Origin of the sequence: Mycobacterium sp. PDNC021, assembly GCF_048282635.1 — a bacterium.
Taxonomy (GTDB): Bacteria; Actinomycetota; Actinomycetes; order Mycobacteriales; family Mycobacteriaceae; genus Mycobacterium; species Mycobacterium llatzerense.
Map to the genome: position 1 here is coordinate 3,595,815 of NZ_CP182502.1, position 26,882 is coordinate 3,622,696.

At 67.5% G+C, this 26,882-nt stretch carries 15 protein-coding genes; 2 read left to right on the forward strand and 13 right to left on the reverse strand.

The features are described from left to right. Window positions 1–34: 34 nt before the first annotated feature. Complete coding sequence (locus ACNO8X_RS17065; RefSeq protein ID WP_418001974.1) at window positions 35–937, reverse strand: FkbM family methyltransferase; 903 nt, start codon at window positions 935–937, stop codon at window positions 35–37. Between the two features lie 90 nt (window positions 938–1,027). Next, window positions 1,028–4,225 (reverse strand): RND family transporter, encoded by a 3,198-nt coding sequence (locus ACNO8X_RS17070; RefSeq protein ID WP_418001975.1) that lies wholly within the window; start codon window positions 4,223–4,225, stop codon window positions 1,028–1,030. Between the two features lie 219 nt (window positions 4,226–4,444). On the opposite strand from ACNO8X_RS17070, the gene ACNO8X_RS17075 reads away from it, so the two are divergent. Further along, a complete protein-coding gene (locus tag ACNO8X_RS17075; protein WP_418001976.1) occupies window positions 4,445–5,686 on the forward strand; it encodes a glycosyltransferase in 1,242 nt (413 codons plus the stop codon). On the opposite strand, the gene ACNO8X_RS17080 is transcribed toward ACNO8X_RS17075, so the two are convergent. The 8 genes from ACNO8X_RS17080 to mutA form a co-directional block, all read right to left on the reverse strand. Next, window positions 5,673–7,085 carry a hypothetical protein gene (locus tag ACNO8X_RS17080; RefSeq protein ID WP_418001977.1) on the reverse strand — a complete coding sequence of 471 codons (1,413 nt, stop codon included), beginning with the start codon at window positions 7,083–7,085 and terminating at the stop codon, window positions 5,673–5,675. The genes ACNO8X_RS17075 and ACNO8X_RS17080 overlap by 14 nt on opposite strands. A gap of 52 nt (window positions 7,086–7,137) precedes the next feature. Next, window positions 7,138–8,550 carry a hypothetical protein gene (locus ACNO8X_RS17085; protein WP_418001978.1) on the reverse strand — a complete coding sequence of 471 codons (1,413 nt, stop codon included), beginning with the start codon at window positions 8,548–8,550 and terminating at the stop codon, window positions 7,138–7,140. Window positions 8,551–8,553: 3 nt separating this feature from the next. Beyond that, the gene (locus ACNO8X_RS17090; protein ID WP_260938885.1) at window positions 8,554–10,023 is read right to left on the reverse strand and encodes a condensation domain-containing protein; all 1,470 of its coding nucleotides are present in this window, start codon (window positions 10,021–10,023) and stop codon (window positions 8,554–8,556) included. Window positions 10,024–10,086: 63 nt separating this feature from the next. Then, on the reverse strand, window positions 10,087–16,362 hold the full coding sequence (gene pks2 / locus ACNO8X_RS17095; RefSeq protein ID WP_418001979.1) for a sulfolipid-1 biosynthesis phthioceranic/hydroxyphthioceranic acid synthase: 6,276 nt from the start codon (window positions 16,360–16,362) through the stop codon (window positions 10,087–10,089). A 623-nt stretch (window positions 16,363–16,985) separates the two neighbouring features. Continuing rightward, window positions 16,986–18,278 carry a serine hydrolase domain-containing protein gene (locus ACNO8X_RS17100; protein ID WP_418001980.1) on the reverse strand — a complete coding sequence of 431 codons (1,293 nt, stop codon included), beginning with the start codon at window positions 18,276–18,278 and terminating at the stop codon, window positions 16,986–16,988. Window positions 18,279–18,638: 360 nt separating this feature from the next. Beyond that, a complete protein-coding gene (gene meaB / locus ACNO8X_RS17105) occupies window positions 18,639–19,613 on the reverse strand; it encodes a methylmalonyl Co-A mutase-associated GTPase MeaB (RefSeq protein ID WP_418001981.1) in 975 nt (324 codons plus the stop codon). Window positions 19,614–19,688: 75 nt separating this feature from the next. Then, window positions 19,689–21,938: a methylmalonyl-CoA mutase gene (scpA, locus tag ACNO8X_RS17110; RefSeq protein WP_418001982.1), complete on the reverse strand. Its 2,250-nt coding sequence runs from the start codon at window positions 21,936–21,938 to the stop codon at window positions 19,689–19,691. 2 nt (window positions 21,939–21,940) lie between these two features. Further along, a complete protein-coding gene (mutA, locus tag ACNO8X_RS17115; protein ID WP_418001983.1) occupies window positions 21,941–23,815 on the reverse strand; it encodes a methylmalonyl-CoA mutase small subunit in 1,875 nt (624 codons plus the stop codon). A 224-nt stretch (window positions 23,816–24,039) separates the two neighbouring features. Here mutA and ACNO8X_RS17120 point away from each other — a divergent pair, with 224 nt between their 5' ends. Beyond that, on the forward strand, window positions 24,040–24,771 hold the full coding sequence (locus ACNO8X_RS17120; RefSeq protein ID WP_418001984.1) for a TVP38/TMEM64 family protein: 732 nt from the start codon (window positions 24,040–24,042) through the stop codon (window positions 24,769–24,771). A gap of 68 nt (window positions 24,772–24,839) precedes the next feature. On the opposite strand, the gene ACNO8X_RS17125 is transcribed toward ACNO8X_RS17120, so the two are convergent. The 3 genes from ACNO8X_RS17125 to ACNO8X_RS17135 are packed head-to-tail and all read right to left on the reverse strand — an operon-like array spanning window position 24,840 to window position 26,875. Continuing rightward, complete coding sequence (locus ACNO8X_RS17125; protein WP_418001985.1) at window positions 24,840–25,199, reverse strand: DoxX family protein; 360 nt, start codon at window positions 25,197–25,199, stop codon at window positions 24,840–24,842. A 2-nt stretch (window positions 25,200–25,201) separates the two neighbouring features. After that, entirely contained in the window at window positions 25,202–26,398 is a 1,197-nt protein-coding gene (locus tag ACNO8X_RS17130; RefSeq protein ID WP_418005934.1) for an SPFH domain-containing protein, read from the reverse strand. Window positions 26,399–26,443: 45 nt separating this feature from the next. Further along, a complete protein-coding gene (locus ACNO8X_RS17135; protein ID WP_043396381.1) occupies window positions 26,444–26,875 on the reverse strand; it encodes an NfeD family protein in 432 nt (143 codons plus the stop codon). Window positions 26,876–26,882 lie beyond the last annotated feature (7 nt).

The window sequence follows — 26,882 nt, forward strand, 5'->3', positions numbered from 1 at the left end:
TCACTGACGCCCGCGGCCCACAGCCGTATCAGCGCTATGAGCGAATCAGCTGAATATCGGTACGCCGCGCCGGTGCGGCATGAAGTTCTTTGAGCGGGCGATCTTTCCATTTCAGATACCAGGCATTGCTGTACCCGTTCGCTATTTCGTAAGCGGCGAAGTTTTGCTGAATTCGTTTGAACAGCACACCGAAAGCCGCTTGGTCGTCTTCGGGGTTGGCCTCGAAGACGATGCTCATATTCGCGGAAAACGCGTCGATGTGATCAAGAATGTCATTCAGAATGGTCGTTTCAGCACCTTCGACGTCCATCTTGATCAGCCGGACACGTGCCAATTCATCGGCCGAGAGAATATCCAGCAACGGAGCTGCTTCGACTGTCGCGCATTTCTTTCCGTTGCGCGACCGCAAGGTGGTGGTGGCACCGATGTTGCGCGGGCCGAAGTCATAGAGGTCGAGTTCGCCGGCATGGTCGGAAACCGCAACGTTCACGGGGCGGATACGACTGGCGAGCGCGGGGTTACGGCCGAGATTGTGCAGCATCTTCTGGTAGATGTGGGGCGCAGCCTCGATGGCGACGACGTCGGCCCGGGTCGCCGCAAGCATGGCGTCGTAGCCGATGTTCGCGCCGATGTCGACGAACAGATCTCCCGGATCGAGAGTGTTTTCGATAATTCGCGAGATGGCGGGTTCCCACACGCCGTAATAGATGATGCTCCGCTGAATTGAATCGACGGGGTCGCAATGGAAGGTGGCGCCGTAATAGCTGGTCGCGTCTCTCGGCTTCCTGAGCCCGAGCTGGTACCAGTCGAGAATGCCACCCCCGACCCATCCTGGTAGTGGCCGCAATGCGTCAGCGAATTTCCGAGGATCCATCAGTGATCGAATATCCTGTTCTTCTTTAGAGTCGCGGTGCGATCGCGTCAGGCCGTCGCACAAAACATCGACGCTAAATTCCCCCCACCGGACGTCAGGAATTCAACCAGATTTATTGACGAGAAAGATGAATTTCTCGGAATTCGCTCGGCGTCAGCCGAAGAAGCCGCGGTGCTGTACCGACCCGGCCGCCTCGAAGGCCGTCGTCATCTGGCACGCATCACAAGTCGCCGCGTAGCCGCACTCCGGGCAGGGTTCGACCTCGTCGGACTCCCGACGGGCCTGCCGTTCGGCCAGCAGCCGTTCGGTGGCGGCCAGAGCCGCAGCCTCCTCGGCCTCTTCGCGCTTGCGTCGCGGCGACTTGGAGGGCCACCAGTTGGCGTCGCCGAGCAACGCCGCCATCGCCGGCACGGTCACCGTGCGGACGATGAAGGTGTCCAGCAGCAGGCCGACACCGATGATGAAGCCGAGCTGCACGGCGCCCAGGATGCTACTGACCGTCATCGCGAGCATCGACGCCGCGAAGATCAGACCGGCTGAGGTGATGACGCCGCCGGTCGCGGAGACCGTTTTCACGATCGCCGAGCGCACGCCCCATTTCGCTTCGTCACGTATTCGGGATATCAGCAGCAGGTTGTAGTCGGCACCGACCGCCACCAACACCAGGAAGGCGATGCCCGGCACACTCCAGGAGATGTCGTAGCCCAATATGAATTGGAAGAACACCACCCCGATGCCCAGCGCCGAGCCATACGACAGCACCACCGACAGCACCAGGTAGAGCGGTGCCACGACGGACCGCAGCAGCTGCACCAGGATCAGGAACACCACGATCAGCGTGACGATCACGATGTACTGGATGTCGCTGTTGTAGTAGTCGCGGATGTCGCGGTTCACCGCGGACAGACCGACCATCGACACCTTCGCGTCGGACAGCGTCGTGTTGGGCAGCGCCGTCTGGGCCGCCTTGACGATCGCGTTGGTCTGGTCCATGGCTTCGGTGCCGAACGGGTTCAGCGCGGTCTGCACCAGATAGCGCACCGTGTGGCCGTCCGGGGACACGAACAGCGTCGCGGCCTTCTCGAACTCGTTCCGGCTCAGAATCTCGGGCGGCACGTAGAAACCGGCCATCTGCGGCGTATTGGCGTCGCGCCGCATACCGAGCAGGAACGACGACGCCTGGTTCAGACCGCCGCCCATCCCCCGGACCTGGTCGACCAACAGTTTCACGCCATCGGCGAGCTGCTTGCTCGAATCGGCCAGCAGGTTGACGCCGTCGATGGCCTGCTGCAGGCGCTTCTCCAGGTCGGCGGTGTCGTACAGGCGCAGCTGCTTGAGCAGGCTGGTGATGCCCTCGATGTTGGTGCCCATGCCGCGGACCTTGTCGTCCATGCCCGGGTCGCTCTTGTACTGCTGCAGCATGTGGCCGAGGTTGATCACCTTCTGCACGGTCTCGGGATCGTTGCCGTCGTTGACGTTCTGCAGACCGATCTTCAGGTCGTTGCACGCCGGGTAGTAGTTGCAGAACGGCGTCGCGTTCAGCGTCTCGAGGGCCTTCCCGGACCACTTGTAGACGTCTCCGACGCGGACCAGCTGCCCACCCACGGCGTCGCCCAGCGACGTCATCTGCGACACCATCTTGGCCGACTTGTCCAGATCATCCAGCGTCTTCGAGCCGCCGTACTGCTTCTGCAGCGCCGCCATCTGGGTCAACATCGAACGCACGGGACCGATCGAACCGAGCACCTGCGTGCGGATCTGGTTCAGCGCATCGGCCAGCTGATACTCGCCGTCGACCAGCTTCTGCAGCATGGCGTCATTGCTGTTGATGAGGTTCGAGGCGTCTTTGAGCTTGCTGCCGACCTCACCGGCCTGATACGTGGCCTTGGCCTGTTCGAGGACGTCACCGGTAGGACGGGTGATACCGCGGACCGCGTCGATGTGCGGCAGCTGAGCGACGCGCTGCGCCATCTGTTCCATGTCCGCGAGCGACTTCGGGGCCCGAAGGTCGCGCGGAGACTGGATCAGGATGAACTGCTGCATGGTCGTACTGACCGGGAAGTGCTTGTTCAGCGCCTCGTACGCAATGTTGCTGGCCGCATCAGGGTCGAGGTCCTTGCGGTTGTCGTAGTTGTAGCGAACCATCGTCGCGCAGCCGGCAAGCGCGAGCAGCACCGCGAGGCTGCCGGCGAGGTGGGTCACGGGGCGACGGACGATGTTGACACCCGAACGGCGCCAGAACCGGCCCGTCATGTCCTTGCGCGGCTTGATCCAACCGCGCCGTCCGACCAGAACGATCAGGGCGGGCAGCATCGTCACCGACGCAAAGAACCCGACCAGCACGGTCACGGAGAGCGCGGGCCCGATCGTGGCGAACACGCCGAGGGTGGCGAACGAGAGCGCCAGGAAGGTGATCGCGACTGTGCCGGCCGAGCCGGCGATGACTTCGCCGATCGAGGTGAGCGCAGAGACCAGCGCTTGATCGCTGGCAACGCCTTGCCTGATGAACTCCTGATATCGGCTGAACAGGAATATGGCGTAGTCAGTCCCCGCGCCCAGCATCATGCCGGTCATCAGCACCAGGGTCTGTGGCCCGACCGCGAGCCCCAACAGGCCAAGTCCGGCCACCAGCTGCTGCGCCACGATCAGCGAGACGCCGATGGTGACCAGCGGCAACAGCATCGCGATCAGACTTCGATACACGATCATCAGGATCGAGAACACCAGGATGCCGGTGGCCGCTTCGATCATGTGCTGATCGCGGGCACCGATGTCGTTGATGTCCTGGAAGGTGGCCGACGCACCCACGATGTTCAGCGTCAGATCGCTGCCCTTGACCACCTCTTGGACGGTCTTCTGGGCATTGCGGTAGGCCAATTGGCCCGGCCCGGTACCCATGCTGCCGACGAGGCTGACGGGTAGCTGCACCGCTTTCCCGTCCTTGCTGGCCATCACCTGGCGCAGCTCGGGAATGTGGATGAAGTCCTGCGTGGACTTGACGTTGGTCTTGTCGGCGTTCAGCTTGTCGACGAGTCGGCGATAGACCTCTTCGTCGTCCTTGCTGAAGCCCTTGTCGTTGGTCAGCAGGACCACCGCGATGTTGCCGGCGTCGGCTTCGCGGAACGCGTTCTTCATCGCGTTGCTGGCGATCAGTGTCGACGCATCGTCGGGCAGGAAGGGCGGTGGGCGCCGGCTGGCAACGTCGACCAACGTCGGTAGCGCGAGAAACAGGACGACCGCCACACCGATCCAGGCCGCCAAGACCATGACGGGGCGCCGCACCACGAACTTGCCGAGTGCGGCGAAACCCGCATGTGCCAAAGCACCGCTTGGCCTGGCACGTTTCAGCATCCCCGACAGGCTACACGCCGCAAACCGATCAGATGCACCGACCGGCACCGCAATATCGGCGCCGCCAAAGAGCCGCGATCCCGCCGCCATGCTGTAATCGGGTGTGCCACTGATGAAGTCATCCACCCTCCGCCACGCCTCCGGGCGCGGAGCGTCCTTGTTGCCATTCATGTCCCAGCAATGCGGAGATCAGCGGCAGACCAATATGTGTGGCGTCCTGTGAAGTTTGCTATCGCCATCCATGGCACGCGCGGAGACATCGAGCCCAGCGGGGCCGTGGCCCGCGAATTGCTGCGCCGCGGCCACGAAGTGCGCATGGCCGTGCCGCCGAATCTGGTGTCATTCGTCGCTTCGGCGGGTCTTCCCGAACCCGCCAGCTACGGCGTGGATTCTCAGCAGCAACTCGATGCGGACATCTTTCGCGACCATTTGAGCGTCAAGAACCCCGTCAATGCGGTGCGCGAACTGCGGGACTACATGACGCAGGGCTGGCAGGACATGAACGCCACCCTGACCGAGGTCGCCGGGGACGCGGATCTGCTCCTCGCCGGGACCACTTACCAAGAGGTCGCCGCCAACGTCGCCGAGCATTTCGACATCCCGTTGGCCGCCCTGCACTACTTCCCGTTCCGCCCCAACAGCCAGGTGCTGCCGGTACCGCTGCCGCTACCGCTGATCCGCCGCGGCTTCGCCGTCGGCGAGTGGTTCCACTGGCGCATGCTCAAGGAGGCCGAGGACATCCAGCGGCGCACCCTGGGGCTGCCGCCGGCCACGGTGCGGGCCGTCCGCCGCATCGAGGACCGCGGCGCGCTGGAAATCCAGGCCTACGACGAGGTGCTGTTCCCCGGGCTGGCGGCCGAATACGGCGACGCCAAGCCCCTGGTCGGGTCCATGTCGATGGAACTGCAGACCGATACCGACGCCGACGTCATGGACTGGATCACGAACGGAAAGCCGCCCATCTATTTCGGCTTCGGCAGCATGCCGGTGGACTCCCCCGCCGACGCCGTGGCGATGATCGACGCGGTGTGCGCCGAACTCGGCGAGCGGGCGCTGATCAGCTCGGGTGTCTGGGACCTGCCGAACACCGTGCTGGGCGACCACGTGAAGTTGGTCGGTGCCGTCAACCATGCCGCGGTGTTCCCGCTGTGCCGGGCACTGGTCCATCACGGCGGTGCCGGCACCACCGCGGCAGGGCTGCGCGCCGGGGTCCCGACCGTGGTGTTGTGGGTCAGCGCCGACCAGCCGGTGTGGGCCGGGCAGATCAAGAAGCTGAAACTCGGGGCGTCAGGCCGCTTTTCGAAGACCACGCCGGCATCGCTGAAGGCCGCTCTGCGCACCGCGCTACAGCCGGAGTGTGCGGAGCGGGTCCGGGCCGCCGCCGCGCGCATGACGAAGCCCGCGGACAGCGTCGCACGCACCGCGGATCTGTTGGAGAAGGCCGCCTCTAGTAGAGAGTGAGCGGCGTGAGGCCGAACTCGTCGAGCGTCTGCTGGACGAGTTCGCGCAGCACGGCCCGGGTGTTCTCGGCCCCCACCTGGTAGCCGACGATCCCGAGGTTCACCCGGCCGTTGTACCGGCCGGACGCGACCACGAGCAGGCCGCCGGGCCGCTCGATGTCGGCCCGCTTGACGTTCTGCTCGACACCCCAGCAGTTCAGGAACGTCGCCTGGTTGACGCCGTCGGGCCGGCACATCAGGTCCGGCAACTCGGCGAAGTTCGAGCACGTCACCGGCATGTCACCGAGCACCAGGTCAGCCGTCTTGTCGACCGCGCGCAGCGGAATGAACGGCGTCAGCGGCAGCAGGACGAACGACTCGTCCGGCTGCTCCTTGGCCGTGCTGAGCGAGGTGCGCAGCGCCGCCCGCAGGTCCGTCAGGTCCTTGGCCACGTGGGTCGGGTCGACGGTCAGATTGGCGAACGCCATGGCATTGGCGCGGGTGTCGTCCATCGAGGTGCGGTCGTTGACCGCGACCATGAGGGCAATGTTGTTGTCGTGCTTGCGGTGCCGTTCCATCCGGACACCCAGCCGGGCCGCGAATGCCGCGGCCAGCGAGTAGGTGTTGCCGCCCAGGGCATCGCATTTCGCATCCCACTGCTCGACGTCGATGTGGGTGCCGGCGAACGGCATCAGCACGTGCTCGTCGGGGTTGGTCCCGGTCGGGGCAGGTCGGGTGTCCCCGGACGTGGAGAGCTCGTGACGCCTGCGGTGGAGCATCTTCGCGGCGGCCACCACGGTCCGGCGGACCTCGGGCCAGTCGCGCCGAGCCTGGCGCAGATCTGCGCGGAGGCCCTGCCACCGGGTCCGGGACCCCGGCTGGGCGTAACCCAGATCCCGGCTCTGGCCCAGGACCGATTCCATGATCGCGGCCACCGCTCCGGTGCCGTCGATCAGGCAGTGCGACAGCGCCAGCGCCACAGCCGTCGAACCGTCGCTGAACGACTGGACGCCCAGGTGCCAGCCGGGACCGTGCTCGGGATCGATCGGGATCTGCGACCGCTCCTCCAGCCAGTCCGTCAGTTCCGAACGCGGGCGGGCGGTTTCGGCGATGTCGAGCGGCCGCTCGACGGCCGGCGCGGCGACCCAGCGGGCGCGACCGAACGGCAACGGCGAACGCTCGATGCGCCGGGCCGCCAGGCTCCGGCCGAAGTTCGCGTGGAACCGGCGCAGGCCGTCGAGATCGACGGGCCCTTCGTAGAACCACATCGCCAGCATGACCTGGACCCGGCCGCTGGCCCGGTACGACAGAAAGGTCGCCTCGTCCATGTAGTCCAGACGGTCCTGCGGACGGTCCAACTCCTGCGGCAGCTTGCCGAACCGGCCGCTGCCGGTCCTCTTCGACCGGGTATCAGTGGACAAGATAGACCTGGCCCTTCACTTTTCGATTGTCGAAACTGGGATTGTCGGGGAGTTATTCGTAGACGGCAGACAGGCCGAACTCGGCCAACGTCGCTTCCACGTGCGCGCGCAGAGCGGCCTTGGTGTTCTCGGCGCCCGGCTGGTAACCGATCACGGCCATCGACACCCGGCCGATCATCTGCATGGAGATGACGGTCAGAATGCCCTTGCGGTGCTCCATCACCGCGCGCGGCACCTGACCATCCACGCCGCGTGCCATCACGTACTCGGCCGGCGTCCCGTCGACGCGCGCCAGATCGTCCGGCAGCACGCCGAGGTTCGAGCAGAACACCGGCAACTCTCCGAACCCGACCGCGATATCCGCGGCCTGGGTGACGACCCGCTTGGGGATGAACGGCGTCAGCGGCAGCAGCTCCAACTTCTCGTCGGGCTCTTCGCGCATCTTCCGCAGGGCTTCCTTGATGATCGCCCGCGTTTCCGTCAGGTCCTCGGCAACGCCCTTCGGATTGACCCGGGCTTCACCGATCAGCACCGCGTTGGCGCGGGTGTCCTCGAGAGTGCGGTCATTGATCGGCACGACCAGCGGCACCACACCTTCGGCCTCGCTGAAGCGGCCTATCCGCTCGGACAACCGAGCGGCGAACCCGGCGATCAGCGCATAGCTGTTTCCGCCGAGCGCTTTGGCCCTGGCGTCGAATTCAGCGGCGTCGATGAACGCAAAGATCGCCGGTACCACCAGGTTTTCCTTGGCACTGGCCGCATCCAGATGGGCTGCGGCTGACTTGCCGGAGCCCCGCAGCTCGCTGCGCTTCTGGTATGCCTGCTTGGCCGCCGACTTCATCGAACGACCGAGTTCCGGCAGATCGCGGAAGGTCTGGCGGAAGTCGGCGCGCAGCGCCTTCAACGACGAGCGGGACCGCGGCTGGGGCAGACCGAGGTCGCGCACCTGGCCCGTCACCGACTCGAACACCGTCAGCATGGCGCCGCCGCCGTCACCGATGCAGTGCGAACCGACCAGGCTGACCACGGTGGCACCGTCGTCGAGCGGCTGCACCCCCATGTGCCAGGCCGGACCGAATTCCGGGTCGACCGGGATCTGGGCGTGTTCGTCGAGGAAGTCGCCCAGCTCGGCGCGCGGACGGACGGTCTCGTACACCCGCATCGGCGCCGGTGGCCCCAGCGACGACACCCACCGATGCCGGCCGAACGGCAGAATCGACGGCTCGATGCGCCGACCGGCCAGACCGTGACCGAAGTTGTAGTGGAACCGGCGCAGGCCCTCCATGTCGACCGGGTGCTCATAGACCCAGACGCACTGCATGACGGCGGCCTGCCCAGTGGCCCGCAGACCCAGGAACATCGCCTGATCGACGTAGTCGAGCACGCGGCCTTGATCGTCGGCGTTGCCGTCAGCCAGCCAGCGGCGCAACAAAGGCACACGCGACGGACGCGTGGAGGTCGTCACAGATCAGCCCTTCACAGCTCGAATCAGTTCGCTGCGGCAACCGTTGTGGCGCAAGGCATCCGAACGGCCGGCCCCAGAACCGCCGTCGGCGACCCGCAAGTACACCGCACGCATCGCGTGCAGGTACTTGTCCACCGATTCGCGGGCGATGGGGTTGTCCGGATAGGCGATGGTGACCGACGTTTCCTTCTCGGACCGGTTCACCCAGATGCCGATCTGGTACGCCGAGCGGGCATCGCTGTACACGCGGCCGTTGAGCCGCTCCCACTCGTTCATGATGGCCGGCGACAGCGGCGGCAGGTTGGTGTCGAGGTACGACACCATCGGCACACCCGGGTCCGCCTTGCGGATCGAGTCCACCTTGCCCTCTGCCAGTTCCAGCACGCGCTCGAACGGGACGTGCGCGAGGTCCATGCCGGCGTCGAACGCCTTCTGCATGGCGCGTGCCGTGTCGCCGAACGACTCCGGCGCCACCGGGACGCTGATCGGCACGACGCCGGTGAACCAACCGGTCGTCATGAACTCGGCCGGGGTGCGGCGCGTCGTGGTCGGGGTGATGACGTTGTAGACCGGCCGGCCGGTGAGCTCGTGCTCGGCAAGCGCCGCGCAGGCGATCACGCCGCCGATGACTCGGGCCCCGGCGGAGATGCACGCCGACTCGAACCGCTCCGACTGATGCTTGTCCATCAACCGGACGGTGAGCATCTCGCCACCGCAGGCCACCGTCGGGTCACCGAGCGGCAGCGGGAAGCACGGCAGCGTGCCGTCGTTGGCCTCGGCGAACTTGATCCAGTCCTTGACTTCCTGCGACTCCAGCGTCAGCGCCGCGGTGAAATCCGCCTGCTTGACGCAGTAGTCGTCGTAGCTGCCGGCGTCGGCCAACGGGATCGGCGGAGCGCCACTGACCAGAGCCGCGTACATGAGGTGGATCTCGACCAGCACCAGCCCCATCAGCAACGCATCGGTGTGCACGTGGTCGATGCTGAAATAGAAGGTGAAGTGGTCGTCGCGCTGGATGATGCCGAAGTGGAAGCAGTCCCACTGCAGCGGATCGGGCGTCGCGAGCACGTGGTCACGCCACTGCTGAGCGTTCATCTCGCCGTGCTCGGTGGCCACCAGCTTGATGTCCCGCGGGCTCTTCGCCGTCCGGCGGACCACCGCGTCGTCGTCCGTGAGCTCGAACCAGCTGTGGAATGTGTCGTGCCGGCGCACGTAGGCGTTGATGACGTGCGTCATCGCCCGGACGTCGCACTTACCCGGCATGTCCCAGGCCGCGATGTTGAGCCGGGCCATGTCGGTGCCGTTGCGCTCGTGCGAACGGAACGCGCGGATGTGCTGGCTCTGCTGATAGCTGACCGGAACCGAACTGACCGGTGCATTGCGCAGCTTGGTGAGCGACGCAGAGGAAGGGTTCCAGGAAGTCAGAACACCCGAGGAACCCATCCAGTCATGGATGGTCCTAATCGCAACCATGCTCACTCTCCTGTGCTTCGGTGAATTCAGCGTGCGGCTTCTGTGACGCCCTACCCTGACCCGTCATGTCGAAATCGCCGTCGAAATCGCCTCCCCCAGGCGGTCTGCCAGAGCCCGAACATTCGTGATGTCCGAAGAACCGATCCGGACTCCCGTCTCGGCCTCGATACGTGTCCGCAGTTCAAGCGCCCCGAGCGAATCGAGGCCGTACTCGGCCAACGGACGGTCAGGATCGACAGATCGCCTAAGTATCATAGACATAGCGTCGGTGATCAGGCGCCTCAGCCGAGCCGGCCGCTCCTCCTCCGACAGTGCATGGAACTCCGCGAGGAACTCGCTCGTGCCCGCGCCTCCCCGCCCGATGTTGGCGAACGACTCGGCAAACTTGCTGGTCTGGGCGAAAGCCACCAGCCAGTCGGCCCCGGCCACCGGCGCGTAGCCGGCGTAGGCACGGTCGTGGCGGATGATCGCGTCGAACGCGTAGGCACCGTCCTCCGGATCGATCGCCATGGTCTCGTCGGACGCCATCCCCTGCCCGGCACCGATCTTGGCCCAGGCGCCCCAGGCGATCGCACCGGCCGGCAGCCCCTGAGCACGTCGCCAGTGGGTGAACGCGTCCAGCCAGCTGTTGGCCGCGGCGTAGGCAGCCTGGCCGGGCGAGCCGACCATCGCGGCAGCCGACGAGAACGAGCAGAACCAGTCCAGGTCGGCACCGGCCGTCGCCTCGTGCAGGTACCACGCGCCGTACACCTTCGGCGCCCAGTCACGCTCGATCAGCTCGTCGGTGATGTTCGGCAACGTCGCATCCTCGACCACCGCTGCGCCGTGCAGCACGCCGCGCAGCGGCTTGCCTGTCGACTCGGCGGCAGCAACCAGACGGGCGGCAGTGTCGGCGGCGGCGATGTCACCCAACACCACCTCGACCTCGGCGCCCTTGCTGCGGACGGCCTCGATGGCCTGCCGGGTCTGCGCGCTCGGCTCCGAACGCGCGTTGAGCACGATGCGTCCGCAGCCGCCGGCCGCCAGCTTCTCGGCCAGGAACAGGCCGAGGCCGCTGAGACCACCGGTGACGATGTAGGAACCGTCGGCCCGGTACACGGGAGCGTGCTCCGGCGACAGCACCGCCTCGAACTCCCCGGTGTGCGGGATGTCGAGCACGAGCTTGCCGGTGTGGCCGGCCGCGCCCATGACGCGGATGGCGGTGGCGGCGTCGCTCAGCGGGTAGTGCGTGGTGTCGGGCACCGGCAGCACGCCGTCGGCGATCTGTCCGAAGATCGTCTCCAGCATGCCGCGCGTGACGTCGGGGTTGGTCAACGTCAGCAGGGCCAGATCGAGGGCGTAGAACGACAGGTTCCGGCGGAACGGGAACAGGCCCATCCGGGTGTCGCCGTAGATGTCACGCTTGCCGATCTCGACGAACCGGCCGCCGAAGGTCAGTAGGTCGACACCGGCCTTCTGTGCCGCACCCGGCAGCGAGTTCAGCACGACGTCGACGCCGTAGCCGTCGGTGTCGCGGCGAATCTCCTCGGCGAAGGCAGTGCTACGGGAATCGTAGACGTGCTGAATTCCCCAGCTGCGCAACAGGTTTCGACGATCGTCGCTACCCGCGGTGGCGTAGATCTCGGCACCTGCGGCCCGCGCGATGGCGATCGCGGCCTGTCCCACACCACCGGTGGCGGAGTGGATCAGCACCTTGTCGCCGGCCTGGATGCGGGCCAGGTTGTGCAGGCCGTACCACGCGGTGGCGTGCGCACTGGGCACCGCCGCCGCGCTGCCCTCGGGCAGATCGTCCGGAATCTTCACGGCCAGGTTGGCGTCGCAGGTGACGAACGTCTTCCAGGCACCGGTCAGCGAGATACCCGCCACCCGGTCGCCGATCTGGTGATCGATGACGCCCGGGCCGACAGCGGTCACGACACCGGCGAAGTCCGCGCCCGGCTGCGGCAGCCGGCCCTCGAAGCTCGGGTACCGGCCGTAGGCCACGAGCACGTCGGCGAAGTTCAGGTTGGACGCTGCGACCGACACCTCGATCTGGCCCGGTCCCGGAGCGATGCGCTCGTACGCGGCCAGCTCCGCCGACGACAGGTCGCCGGGGGTCCGGATTTGCAGCTGCACACCATCGGTCTCCGGCCGCACGACGGTCCTGCGACGTTCCTCGGGTTGCAGCTGGCTCAGGTTCAGGCGCGCGGTGAACCACTCGCCCGAACGCCATGCCGTCTCGTCCTCTTCAGAGCCGGACAGCAGTTCCGCGGCGACATGCGCCACGTCGGCCTGCACGTCCAGATCGATCTGGGTCGGCCGCATCGCCGGGTACTCCATGCCGATGGCCCGCATGAAGCCGCGGATGCCGCCCTGCTCCAGGTTGGCCACATCGGCGGACAGCACGGTGCGGGCACCCCGGGTGAGCACGTACAGCCGGGCCGGGTGACCCGGCACGTCCGGCAGCCCCCGGACGATGTGCACCAGCTGCTCGACCTGCGTCACACCCCGCTGCGCGGTGGCCGCCGATGCAGCGGCCGCCGGCTCCTCGGGCGCACCCGTGACGATGACGACGCCCTTGAACGGCTTGGCCGTCAAGGTGGCCTGCAGCGCTTCGGAGTTCCCCGCGTGGTCGGCGTCGGCGGGCCACGCCATGGTGGAGACGTCGGCCTCGTCGGATTGCAGGACCTCCGAGAGCTTCTCGGTCAGGCTGTCGGCGTCCGCCGCGGCGGAGATCAGCAGCCAGCGGCCCGGATCCACCACGTTGGCGACCGGCGCGTCCTGGCTGCGCCATTCGATGTTCAGCAGGCGTTCGTTGAGCAGCCGCTCGCGCTGGCCCTCCTCGGACACGCCCGTGCCCAGCCGCAGGCCGGTCACCGCGAGCAGCACCGCGCCGTGCTCGTCGAGCACGTCGATGTCGGCTTCGACGGCGGTCGGCGACAGGCTGGTGAGCTTGACGTAGCAGTAGTGCGCGTTGCGCGTCGACTCATAGGCGCGCAACTTGCCGACACCCAGCGGCAGCATCAACGCGCCGGTGGTGTCGCCGTGCAGATCGGGATGCGCGGCCACTGCCTGGAAGCACGCGTCGAGCAGCGCCGGGTGCACGGTGTAAGCGCTCTGCTGCGACCGGATGGCACCGGGCAGCGCGACCGCGGCAAGCACCGTGGTGCCTTGCGTCGTGTGGGCCGCCGTCAGACCGGAGAACGCCGGGCCGTACTGGATGCCACGATCGGCGAACCAGGCGCGCAGGTCGCCACCGTCGACATCGGCGGTGTGCGCGGCGACCAGCTTGGCCAGGTTGTACGCCGGACGGGCCGCATCATCTTCGATGGCGTGCAGCGTCGCGCCGGCACGGCGAACCTGCTCGCCGTCCTGGTAGGTCTCGACGAGGAAGTCGATGTCGCCCGACGGGACCGCCGTGGCCACCGCCGACACGGCGGTCTCCTCCTCGAGCAGCAGCATCGCCTCGAAGGTCACGTTGCGCACCTCGGAGGCCTCACCCAGCACCTCACGGGCCGCGCCGAGCGCCATCTCGCAGTACGCGGCGCCCGGCAGTGCCGCCACGTTGTGCACCTGGTGGTCACCCAGCCACGGCTGCATGCCGGTGCCCAGGTCGGACTGCCAGACATGACGCTCGGGCTCCTCCGGGAGCCGGACGTGCGCGCCCAGCAGCGGGTGCACCGCCAGGGAGGCCCCGCCGGGGGCCTGCTCGTGCGGATCACGCGTGAGAATCAGGTGGTTGCGGGTCCAGGTCGGCAGTGGCACGTCGACCAGCGCGCCGTCCGGGTACATCGCCGAGAAGTCGATGGCCGCCCCGGCAACATGCAGGTCGGCCACGACGTCCCGCAGGCCGTTCGGCACGTCCTGCTCGCGACGCATCGCCGCCAGGGCCGCGATGCCGATGTCCTGGTGCGCGGCGTTCTGGTTGACCGCGTGCACCAACAGCGGATGCGGGGCCAGCTCGATGAACACCCGGAAGCCGTCATCCAGCGCGGCCTGCACCGCCGCGCCGAAGCGCACGGTGTGGCGCAGGTTGTCCACCCAGTAGTCGGCGTCGTAGTCCGCGGGGTCCCGCGGGTCGTACTGCGTGGCCGAGTAGTACGGGACCGCCGGCTCGTCGGGCTCGAGGTCCTCGAGGGCATCGGCCAGCTCGTCCAGGATCGGGTCGACCTGCGGGGTGTGCGACGCCACGTCGACGGCCACCTCGCGGGCCATGACGCCGCGCTCGTCCCACTCCTTGACCAGCGCGCGAATGGCGTCCTTGTCACCACCGACGACGGTCGACTGCGGCGAGGCGACGACCGCCAGGACGACGTCGCTGACGCCGCGGGCACCGAGCTCGGAGAGCACCTGCTGGGCAGGCAGCTCCACCGACGCCATGGCGCCCGAGCCGGACACCTTGAGCATCAGGTTCGAGCGGCGGCAGATCACCTTCACACCGTCGGCCAGCGACAGTGCGCCGGAGACGACGGCGGCGGCCGACTCACCCATCGAGTGGCCGATGACCGCGCCGGGCTGCACCCCGTACGACCGCAGGGTTGCGGCCAGCGCCACCTGGATGGCGAACACGGCAGGCTGGATGCGGTCGATGCCGGTCACCGTCTCACCGGCGGTGATGGCCTCGGTGATCGAGAAGCCGGACTCCGCTTCGATCAGCGGTTCGATCTCGGCGATGGCGGCGGCGAAGGCGGGCTCGGCGGCCAGCAGGCCGGCACCCATCGCCGACCACTGCGAACCCTGGCCCGAGAACACCCACACCGCGCCGTGGTCACCGTTGCCGGCCGCGCGCTGGTACGGGGTGTCGCTGTCGGCGACGTCGCGGAGCGCCTGGATCAGACCCGTGGCGTCCTCGGCGAGGACCGTGGTGCGGACCGGACGGTGGGCGCGACGGCGGGACAGCGTGTAGGCGGTGTCGGCGAGATCGAGGGACGCGCCCTGGGCTGCCGCCCAGTCGGCCAGTTTGCCGGCCGTGCGGCGCAGTTCCTCAGCCGAGGTGGACGACACCGGGAACAGCAGTTTGCCCTCGATGCCCTGGCCTTCGGATTCGACGACGCGCGGCGACGACTCTGCCGGGGCCTGCTCGACGACGGCGTGCACGTTGGTGCCGGACAGGCCGTACGCGGACACGGCGGCACGGCGCGGATGGTCGGCGGTGGCCGGCCACGGCACGAGGTCCGTCGGCACGAACAGGCCGGTGGTGATCGCCGCCATCTCGGCGGGCATCTCGTTGAAGTAGAGGTTCTTCGGCACCTCGCCGTGCTGCAGGGCCAGGACGGTCTTCATCAGACCGACCGCACCCGAAGCCGACTGCGCGTGCCCCACGTTGGTCTTGACCGAGCCCAGCACGACCGGCCCCTGCTTGCCGTAAATCGTTGCCAGACTTGAGTATTCGATCGGGTCACCGACCGGCGTCCCGGTGCCGTGCGCCTCGACGTAACCGACGGTGGCGGGGTCGATGGCGGCGAGGTCCAGTGCGCGGCGGTAAACGGCGACCTGGGCGTCGGCGCCCGGGGTCGCGATGTTGACCGTGTGGCCGTCCTGGTTGCTCGCGGTACCGCGGATGACCGCGAGGACGCGATCGCCGTCGCGCTGCGCGTCGTCCAGGCGCTTCATCATGAACATGACCGATGCCTCGCCGGAGACGAAGCCGTCGGCGGCCACGTCGAACGCGTGGCAATGGCCGGTGGGCGACAGCATGCCCTGCGCCGAACCCGACGACATCTTGCGCGGCTCCAGCATGATCGACACACCACCGGCGAGGGCGGCGTCGCTCTCGCCGTCGTGCAGGCTGCGGCACGCGTTGTGGATGGCGAGCAGGCTGGACGAGCACGCCGAGTCGACCGTGTACGACGGCCCGTGCGCACCCAGGTGGTAGGAGACGCGGCCCGAGGCCAGGCTGAAGTTGTTGCCGGTGAAGCCGTACGGGCCCTCGATGGCGTGGGCGTCGGCGGCGAGCAGCTGGTAGTCGCCGTGGGTCATACCCACGAACACACCGGTGAGCGAGCCGGCCAGGGTGGCGGGGTCGATGCCCGCGTGTTCCACGGCCTCCCAAGAGGTTTCGAGGATCAGGCGGTGCTGCGGGTCGATCGCGGTGGCTTCGCGGTCACTGATGTTGAAGAAGTCGGCATCGAAGCCGGCGACGTCATCGATGAAGCCGCCCCACTTGGAGACCGAGCGGCCGGGCACGCCGGGTTCCGGGTCGTAGTACTCCTCGGCGTCCCACCGCTCCAGCGGGACTTTGGTAACCAGGTCGTCACCGCGCAGCAGGGCTTCCCACAGCTCCTCTGGCGAACTGATGCCGCCAGGAAGCCGGCATGCCATGCCGATGATCGCGACGGGTGTCGTCGGTGACCCACCCACTTAGCTACCGCCTCTCCGTGCAGTCCGGCCTGACTCCGACACGCTGTGTCGGGTGGCTTTGCAGACCGCGCTCAAAATCTCTGCGAAATCGTCTTTGCCGCTTTAAACAAACTGGCTCGAAATCCTACCGGGTCAAATTAACTGATCCGCCGATTCGGGGCTACCCGTTTCGGTCGAATCGCTACCAGGCGACCATCGGCACTGGATATCCGCAGCACACTCGCCGCGGAAGGCCCAACCCGCCCGGCGCGCCGTTGCGCAGGGGTTTGGTTCGGAGCCTTTTCGAACCAGCCACGGGGCGGAAGCATAGCGGTCCGTAGCGAACATCGTTCACCCCAGCACCGCGCACACGCGGACGCCGTTACGGGGCAAATGTTTGCGTGGATATCGCAATTTGAATTTGAGCAACACTGAGAAAATCGCAGACTTACTGGCTGTGGGCATAAAATCGTTTTCTCGGCAATGCTCGATACGAATGGTATGAAATATCTAGTGTGACGAACTCCGCTCGATGCGGGCAAAAAATCAACACGCCAGTCATCTGCGTGTATTCGAAAGTGCCATGCTGAGGGCGGTCCGCATCGCTTCCGATGCGGCCGCATATCTCGCGCGCGCAAACTCCGTCAGCCCGCAACCGGGGCCGGATCGACATAGGGCGCGCCGAACTCCGTCACTCGACAGAAACCGTTGCTGCGGGCCTGCGCCACCCCGTGTCGCACCATTGCCCCGAGCGCCACGAAACCGGCCTGATCGGCAACCATCAGCGGCGTCAACAGCCGGTTGTGCACGAAGCCGTAAGCCAGGCCCCGATCGGGATCTGCCCAGCCCAGCGACCCTCCCAGACCCACGTGTCCGAAGCCAGGCAGGATGCCCGGGAACGGCACGCCGTGATACCCCAGGTTGAAGTCCATCGGCAGACCGAGGCCAAGGTCCGGAAACACACTGCCCGTGCCCCGCAGTTGCGCCACAGTGCCCGCGGACAGGAAGCGCTGGCCATCGATCTGGCCACCGTTGGCGATCGCCCCGTACAGGCGGCCCAGCGATCGCGCCGTGGCCACCCCGTTGGCGCCCGGCATCTCGGAATCCAGCAGCGGTATGTCCCCTTGCGCCATCGACCGCATACCGGTGAAGTACATCGAGCCGAAGCCACCCGAGAACGGCAACTTCGCCACATGCGGCGCCACCGCGTCGAACAGCGGATTGCGGATACGGAACTGCGGGCCGATGATCTGCGCGGGCCGCGTCGGCGCATGGCCCGACGGGCGCCCCAGGTGCAGACCGTCGACGCCGAGCGGCTCGGCCAGCTCGGTGCGGAACAGATCCCGCATGCCCTGCCCGGTCACCGCCCGCGCCAAGCCGGACAACAGCCAGCCGTAGGTGATGGCGTGGTAGGCCGGACGCCCCTTCATCCAGCTCATCGGAGCTGCCGCCAACCGCCGCTCCATGTGGCGGTGATCCATCAGCTCGTCCCGCGTGGCGCCGTTCAACTGCGACAGTCCCGCGCGGTGCCGCATCAGCTCCCGCACCGTCACGCCGGCCTTGCCGTTGGCCGCGAAGGCCGGCCAGTAGTCGGCGACCGGCGCGTCGTAGGCGATCAGGCCCCGATCGGCCAGTCGGTGGATGACGGTCGAAGCCAACCCCTTCGTCGCCGAGAACACCATGGCACCGGTGTCCGCCTCCCACGGCTGCGTACCCCACCGGTCTGCCCAGCCGGTCCACACATCGACGACGGGAACGCCGTCGAGGTACACCGACAGGGCGCCACCGCCCAGATAGCGGCTGGGGAACATGGCGGAAAAGGCCCGCACCACACTCGCGAAATTCGGATCAGCGGCACCTTGAACACCCTGCGGAAGAGGCCCGCCGGCGGACCGGAGAGGCGCCACGTTGCGCTCCCGGCGAATTGCGTTGGTCATTACCAAATAATGACCTGCGCCTGCCGCGGATCATCTCCGACGTTATCAATCTGTTAGCTAAATAGTCTGGATACACAGGTTCAGTGACGCCGCTAAAGCCGCTTCAAGATCGCAATTACGCGCGCGTAACTCGTTGCGAGACCACCTATCGTTCCGATGATTTCCGTGCTCACACGGTATAAATCACGGAGAGTTTTGATAGCCAGCCGGGACCGGCCGCATTTTCTGCGGCACACCTGTGAGGCAGCTGGACCCACCCGAAATTGGTTTCGCCAGCGCGCTACCCGAAAACACCTCGGGCCTGTTCCCGATATTGCAACGACAGGCCCCACCGGCAATCTCGAACCGGACGCGGCCCGATCAGTTCGCGAGGTCGATGATGCGCTGCGCCGCCAACGCGGGCGTCAGCTCACCGTCGCGCACCTGGCGTTCCACCTCGTCGCGATGGGCCTTGACGGCAGCATTCGACAACACGCGGTCCAGCACGGTGTCCCGCACCATCGTCCAGGTCCAGTCGACCTGCTGGGCCCGCCGACGAGCGTCGAATTCGCCTGCCGCACTGAGGGTTTCACGATGTTTGAGTACGGTGTCCCACATCGCGGCCAGGCCGTCGCGGTGCAACGCGCTCATGGTCAGCACCGGCGGCCGCCACAGGGTGTCGCGCGGGTAGATCAGCCGGATCGCCCCCGCGAGTTCGCGCGCGGCAGCCTGGGCCTCGATGGCGTGCTCCCCATCGGCCTTGTTGACCACGATGACATCGGCGAGCTCCAGGACGCCCTTCTTGATGCCCTGCAGCTGATCACCGGTGCGGGCCAGGGTCAGGAAGACGAAGGTGTCGACCATGTTGGCCACCGTCACCTCGGACTGCCCGACGCCGACGGTCTCGACCAGCACGACGTCGTAACCGGCCGCCTCCAGCAGCACGATGGTCTCGCGGGTGGCCTTGGCCACCCCGCCGAGCGTGCCCGACGTCGGCGACGGCCGGATGTACGCCTCCGGCTGCACCGCCAGCTGCGCCATCCGGGTCTTGTCACCGAGGATCGAACCCCCGGTGCGGGTCGAGGACGGGTCGACCGCCAGCACCGCGACGCGGTGCCCCCGCTCGATCAAATGCATGCCGAGCGCTTCGATCGTCGTCGACTTCCCCACCCCGGGCACCCCGGTGATGCCGACGTGCAGGGCCCGGCCTGCCTCTGGTGTGAGCTCGAGCAGCAGCTGCTGCGCGGCATCACGGTGGTCGGCCCGGGTCGACTCGACCAGGGTGATGGCGCGTGCCAGCGCCGCTCGATCGCCGGCCCGGATCCTGGCTGCGAGTTCAGGTATTGGTGTGGTCATCGTCGTGTCACGACGAAACGGTATTCCAGCAGAAAAAGTGCGAGTAGCAGCCTGCCGGAATGCCGTTTCGGCGCATCAGAGCTGGTAACCCAGCCGGCCGGCGAGCTTGCCCAAAAGGCCGATCGCGGCGTCGGCGATCACCGTGCCGGGCGGGAAGATCGCCGCGGCGCCCGCCTCGTACAGCTCGTCGAAGTCGCCCGGCGGGATGACGCCGCCGACCACGATCATGATGTCCGGACGCCCCACCTCGGCCAGTGCGTCGCGCAGCGCGGGCACCAGCGTGAGGTGACCGGCCGCCAGCGAGGACACCCCGACCACGTGCACGTCGTTGTCCGCCGCCTGCCGCGCCACCTCGTCGGGCGTGGAGAACAGCGAGCCGACGTCCACGTCGAAGCCGATGTCGGCGAACGCGGTGGCGATCACCTTCTGGCCGCGGTCGTGGCCGTCCTGGCCCATCTTGGCCACCAGGATGCGGGGCCGACGGCCGTCGGCCTCGGCGAACTTCTCGACCAATTCGGTTGCGGTGCTCACGTTTCCGGCCTTCCCCACCTCGTCGCGGTAGACGCCGGCGATGGTCCGGATCTCGGCCTGGTGCCGGCCGTACACCTTCTCCAGCGCGTCGGAAATCTCGCCGACGGTGGCCTTGGCGCGGGCCGCGTTGATGGCCAGCGCCATCAGGTTGTTGCCCAGGCCGTCCTCCCCGGCATGGCCGGATTCGCCTGCGGCACGGGTCAATTCGGCCAGCGCGGCCTGCGTGGCGGCCTCGTCACGGTCGGCCCGCAGCTGCTCCAGCTTGGCGAGCTGCTCGGCACGCACCCGGCTGTTCTCGACCTTGAGGACCTCGATCTCCTGGTCCTCGTCCACCTGGTACTTGTTGACGCCGATCACCGTCTGGGCGCCGGAGTCGATCCGGGCCTGGGTCCGCGCGGCGGCTTCTTCGATGCGCAGCTTCGGGATGCCTTCACCGATGGCCTGCGCCATGCCGCCGTGCTCGGCGACCTCCGTGATGTGGGCGCGGGCCTTCTCGGCGAGCTGGTGGGTCAGCCACTCGACGTAGTACGAACCACCCCACGGGTCGATGGGCCGCGTGGTGCCGGACTCCTGCTGCAGCAGCAGCTGGGTGTTACGTGCGATGCGGGCCGAGAAGTCGGTGGGCAGCGCCAGCGCCTCGTCCAGGGCGTTGGTGTGCAACGACTGCGTGTGGCCCTGGGTGGCGGCCATGGCCTCGATACAGGTGCGGGCCACGTTGTTGAACGGGTCCTGCGCCGTCAGCGACCAGCCGGAGGTCTGCGAGTGGGTGCGCAGCGACAGCGACTTGTCGCTCTTGGGGCTGAACTCGGCGACCAGCTCGCTCCACAGCAGACGGCCGGCACGCAGCTTGGCCACCTCCATGAAGAAGTTCATGCCGATGCCCCAGAAGAAGGACAGTCGCGGCGCGAACTTATCGATGTCCAGGCCCGCGTCGAGCCCGGCCTTGATGTACTCGACGCCGTCGGCCAGCGTGTAGGCCAGCTCCAAATCCGCTGTGGCACCGGCCTCTTGGATGTGGTAGCCCGAGATCGAGATCGAGTTGAACTTCGGCATCTTGGTGCTGGTGTAGCCGAAGATGTCCGAGATGATCCGCATCGACGATTTCGGCGGATAGATGTAGGTGTTGCGGACCATGAACTCTTTGAGGATGTCGTTCTGGATGGTCCCGGCCAGCTTCTCCGGCGGCACGCCCTGTTCCTCGGCGGCCACGACGTAGAGCGCGAGGATCGGCAGCACCGCGCCGTTCATCGTCATCGAGACCGACACGCTGCCCAGATCGATGCCGTCGAACAGCTGGCGCATGTCGAGGATGGAATCGATTGCCACACCGGCCATTCCGACGTCGCCCTGCACGCGCGGGTGGTCCGAGTCGTAGCCACGGTGGGTGGCGAGGTCGAACGCGACCGACAGGCCCTTCTGGCCGGCGGCCAGGTTGCGGCGGTAGAACGCGTTGGACTCGGCGGCGGTGGAGAATCCGGCGTACTGACGGATGGTCCACGGCTGGTTCACGTACATGGTCGGGTACGGCCCGCGGATGAACGGCGGGGTGCCGGGGAAGCTGTCCAGCGGGTAGCCCGCCGCGGACACGGCATCGCGGTCCTCGGCGATGTACACCGGCTTGACGTCGATGCCCTCCGGGGTCGACCAGGTGAGCTGCTCGGCGGTGTAACCGTGGGCCTGGGCCGCGTCGGCGACGTGGGTGCCGACGGCGTCGGCGGTGGGGACGGTCGCGGCCTCACCCTGCAGCGGAACGTCGGCGAAACTACCGATGGCGGTGGCCTCAGTTGCGGTCATGGTCATGCCCCCAATCGGGTGAGCAGGGTCGAAAGCGCTTCGACGGCATCGATCTTCATGGTCAGGTACTCGTCGGGCCGGTCGGCGGCATCGGCCACCGCCTTCTCCGGACCGGCGAGATAGATGTGCGTGATGCCGGCCGCCCGGGCGGCCTTGACGACGCCACCGGCCTCCTCGGCATACCGGGCGTCGGTGCCGCAGACCACAGCCGCAGCATGGCCGTCTGCCACCGCGAAGACCCCCGCGGCATCGACCGTGCCCGGGTTGACGACCTCGATGCCACCGGAAGCCAGCAGGTTCGAGGCGAACGTGGTGCGGATGTTGTGCTCGGCCAGCGGTCCGACGGGCAGCAGCACTGCCTGCGGCCGCTTGCCGGTCTTGGCCAGGTAGGCATCGGAGCGGTTGCGCAGCGCCTCGAAGGCCGCCGCGTACCGACGTACATTCGAGGACGAATCAGTCTGCGGCCCAGGCTGAATCGCCGGCACCGCCGGCAGTGCGTTTTCCTCGAGGTTCGGGAACTCGTTGACGCCGGTGAGGGCGGTGCGCCGGTGCGCGATGTCGTCGGCGCGAAGGGCGGCGACCTCGGCGATCTGGGCGCTCAGGTGATCGCGGGCCGCGACAAAGCCGCCGCGCGACTCCAGCTCCTGGAACTTCGTCCAGGCCTGCTGCGCCAGCTGATCGGTGAGGTCCTCGACGAACCACGAGCCGCCCGACGGGTCGATGACCCGGCCCAGGTGCGACTCCTCCAGCAGCAACAGCTGGGTGTTACGGGCCATGCGGCGGCTGAAAGTGACTGCGGTACCGGGCAATCCGCCGTCGATGGCGGCATCGAACGTCTCGACCAGGACGGTGTCCGCGCCGCCCACGCCGGCGGCGAACGCGGCGAGAGTGGTGCGCAGCATGTTCACCCACGGGTCGCGCTGCGACATCATGGCCTTCGAGGTGACGGCGTGGATCGTCGCGGCACCCGCGTCGGGGGCGCCGGCCACTTCGGCCACGCGGGCCCAAAGTCGGCGGGCCGCACGGAGTTTGGCGATGGTGGCGAACTGGTCGTCGTCAGCGGCGAAGCGGAAGCTGATCTGCCGCAACGCATCAGCGGCGGACAGTCCGCTCTCGGTGAGCAGGCGCAGGTAGGCGACACCGGCGGCGATGGCACCCGCCAGCTCCAGCGAGGCGCTCGCGCCGAGGTTGTGCAGCGCGGCGGCGTCGACCGTGACGGCACGCACTCCCCCGGCGTACTCGATCAGCTTCGCCGCGGTGGCGACGACGTCGGCCTCGGTCGCGGCGGTGCGGCCTGACAGCGGCGCTGTCAGCGGGTCGGCGCCCAGGTCGATCGACAGCCGGGCGCGCTGGTCACCGTCGAACGGCTGCACCAGGGTGAGCAGTTGATCCGCGGCGCCTGCTACGTCGGTGCCGGCATCGAGGATCACCGGGACGAGGTCCAGGAAGACGCCCTCGAACACGCGGTCCAGCTGGTCGACGGGGACGCCGCCGGTGCCGATCCGCACCTCGAGGGCACTGGTGCCGTCGGTGAGGGCGAGCAGGATGGCGCCGTTGACCATGCGGACGTCAGCGACATCAACATCGCTGGCGATGGGGAAGGACTCGGCCACCTTCCAGCCGGCGAGCACGTCGCGGTGGGCGTCACCGCCGCGGGTGAACGGCCAGTGCCCGGGCAGCGAGGGCTCGGCCAGACCGTCCAGGCTGGTGTAGAGGGGACGGACCGGGAATCCGTCGTACGTCGGCGAATCGAGCAAGCGCTCGGGTTCGGCCGGCAGATCCTCGACAGCCTTCCGCGTGCTCTTGGCGAGCACGCCGGCGACGTTCGTCTGCCACCGCGCGTAGCGGTCCCGAACGGTGGACACGTCGACAGTCACCGGCGACTCCCAATCTTTCGGCCATCGGATATATGGCACTGCATGCAGAAATGCCTATCACACTTGACTTTCAGGCTAAATCACGCAGGTCGCTACTACCCAGTAGCTCCACCGCGCACCGGCTGTCCGCATCTTCGGCGCCGGTGGAGGCGGGTGCCGCGGCCCGTCCCGTGGACACGCGCCTGACGTCAGCGATCCGCGATGGCCCCGTACCCTTGGAAGGCGTGAACCCCGTTGTCAGCGCGCTGCGCACAGTCCTGTCTGCGGTGCAGACGACTGCGGCGCAGATGCCGTTGCGTCGAGCCGTGGGCATCGGAACAGCGATTGTGATTCTCGTCGCAGTTGCCATCTGGGTGCCCTTGCCCAGCGCGGTCGAGATGCGCGACTGGGCTGCCGCGGCCGGCCCGTGGTTCCCGCTGGCGTTCCTGGTGGCCCACACCGTCGTCACGGTGCTGCCGTTCCCCCGCACCGCATTCACCCTCGCGGCGGGCCTGCTGTTCGGTTCCGCACTCGGCGTCACGCTGGCCGTCATCGCCAGCACGCTGAGCGCATTGATCGCGCTCTGGCTGGTTCGGGTGCTGGGCTGGCAGTTGAGCAAGCTCTCGCACCAGCACATCGACAGCCTCGACGCCCGGCTCAAGGAACGCGGCTGGGCGGCGATCCTGTCGATGCGCATGATCCCGGCAGTACCGTTCTCGGTGCTCAACTATGCGGCCGGCGCCTCGTCGGTCCGGGTCGTGCCGTACGCGATCGCGACGTTCTTCGGGCTGCTGCCCGGCACCGCGGCGGTCGTCATCCTCGGCGACGCCCTCACCGGGCAGATTCGGCCGTCCCTCCTGGTCGTATCGGCCTGCACCGCGACCATCGGCATCTGCGGGCTGATCTACGAGATTCGGCTGCATCGCCGGGCGCACGCCGCATCAATCGCGCCCGACACCGTGACTGCTCAACCCTGAGGCGCCGAGCGGCCACCTGCTACACGCAAAACGCAAGAATCCGGGTAGCAACTGGCCACTGAGCAGCCTTATGACTCGCGCTCGGGGCCTTTCGCCGTCATCGCGGTGAACAGCGCCAGGAACAGTACGGCAGGCGCCGCGTTCTGGGGCTTGTCATGCGCTCTGATGTGCGCGGTGACCGCCAGCGTGAAGTACAGCGCCAGCATCGCGGTGGTCAGCCGGGCCAGCGCGGGATTGCGCCCCACGGCAAGCAGACCCACAGCCGATGCCGCCTTGGACCCGACCAGAATCCACCGGTACTCCAGCGGGAAGTTCACTCCGGCCAAGGCCTTCTCGATGGGCGCGATGGGGACGGCACAGGCCGCCGCGTCGCCTGCCTGCAGCAGCGCCAGCGCCGTGTAGGTCTTCGGGGACGTCAGCACACTCATGGTCACCTCGCGTGTTGCCCGGCGGGCGGGTCGATTTCAGGGGTTTGGCGCGCCTCGAGCGGCTGGGTCGGGGGTGCCGGCGGCACCGGAGGCGCGGGCAGCGGCGGCGGGGCGCTGTATCCCGGCTGCTGCACCGAGGCACGGGCCTCGGCTTCTGCCTTCGCCACCGCCCTGGCGATCTCCGGGTCGGTCTGGGTGTTGAACCAGTCGGCGACCTCGTCGGCGTCATCGTCGGCCTTGGGCAGGTTCTCCTCCACCGGCGACGGCGTGTAGCGGAACACCCCGTCCTCCCCCGGCGCCCCGAGCATCTTGGTGAAACCCTGTAGCGCAGAACCGAAGTCGCTGGGCACCACCCACACCTTGTTGGCCTCGCCCTTGGCCATCTGCGGCAGCGTCTGCAGGTACTGGTAGGCCAGCAGCTCCGGCGTGGGCCGGCCCGCCTTGATGGCCGCGAACGTCTTCTCGATGGCCTTCGCCTGGCCCTGGGCGTTCAGGTACTGGGCGGCCCGTTCACCCTGGGCCCGCAGGATCCGGGACTGCCGGTCCGCCTCGGCGGCCAGGATCGCGGCCTGCTTGGCACCTTCGGCCGACAGGATCTGCGATTGCTTGGCGCCCTCCGCCTGCTTGATCGACGCCTCCCGGCTGCCTTCCGCCATCAGGATCATGGCGCGCTTCTCCCGGTCGGCCCGCATCTGCTTCTCCATCGACTCCTGGATCGACGGCGGCGGATCGATGCTGCGCAGTTCCACCCGGGCGACCCGCAGGCCCCACCGGCCGGTGGCCTCGTCGAGCACGCCGCGGAGCTGGGCGTTGATCGAGTCGCGAGAGGTCAGCGTCTGTTCCAGCGTCATTCCGCCGACCACGTTGCGCAGCGTCGTGGTGGTCAGCTGCTCGACGCCGACGATGTAGTTGCTGATCTGGTACACCGCGGCCTGGGGGCTGGTGACCTGGAAGTAGACGACGGTGTCGATGTTGACCGTCAGGTTGTCCTCCGTGATCACCGGCTGCGGCGGGAACGACACGACCCGCTCACGCAGGTCCACCCGGGCCCGGATCTTGTCGATGAACGGCAGCAGCAGCGTCAGCTGCCCCGAGACGGTCTTGCTGTAGCGGCCCAGCCGCTCGATGACCGCGGCCTCGGCCTGCGGGATGAGCGCCACCGATTTGACCACCACCACGATGGCCAGCGCCACCAGCATCAGCAGAAGGACAAGTGCACCAGTCAATTTCAGCTCCCCTTGCGTTCAGATGGTCCGGTAGACCACCGCGGTAGCGCCGTCGATCCGCATCACGGTGACGTGATCGCCGGGCTCGAAGACATCGTCGTCGGCCATCGGACGCGCCGTCCAGATTTCGCCGTCGAGTTTTACCTGTCCTTCATGGCGCGCCACGCGTTCCAGCACCAGGGCGGTCTTGCCTTCCAAGGCTTTTACCGGCTCGGGCAGGCCCGCGGCACCCAGCCGCTTGCGCAGCGACGGGCGGACCAGGACCAGCAGCAGCACCGACACGATGAGGAAACAGGCGCCGTCGGCCCAGATCGGCCAGTCGGTGGCCCAGCTCAGACCGGCGGTCGCCAGGGCGCCGCCAGACAGCATGAGCAGGAACATGTCACCAGTGAGCGCTTCGGCGCCGGCAAGCCCGATCGCCACGATGAGCCACAGCAACGGCACCGGCATGCGACCA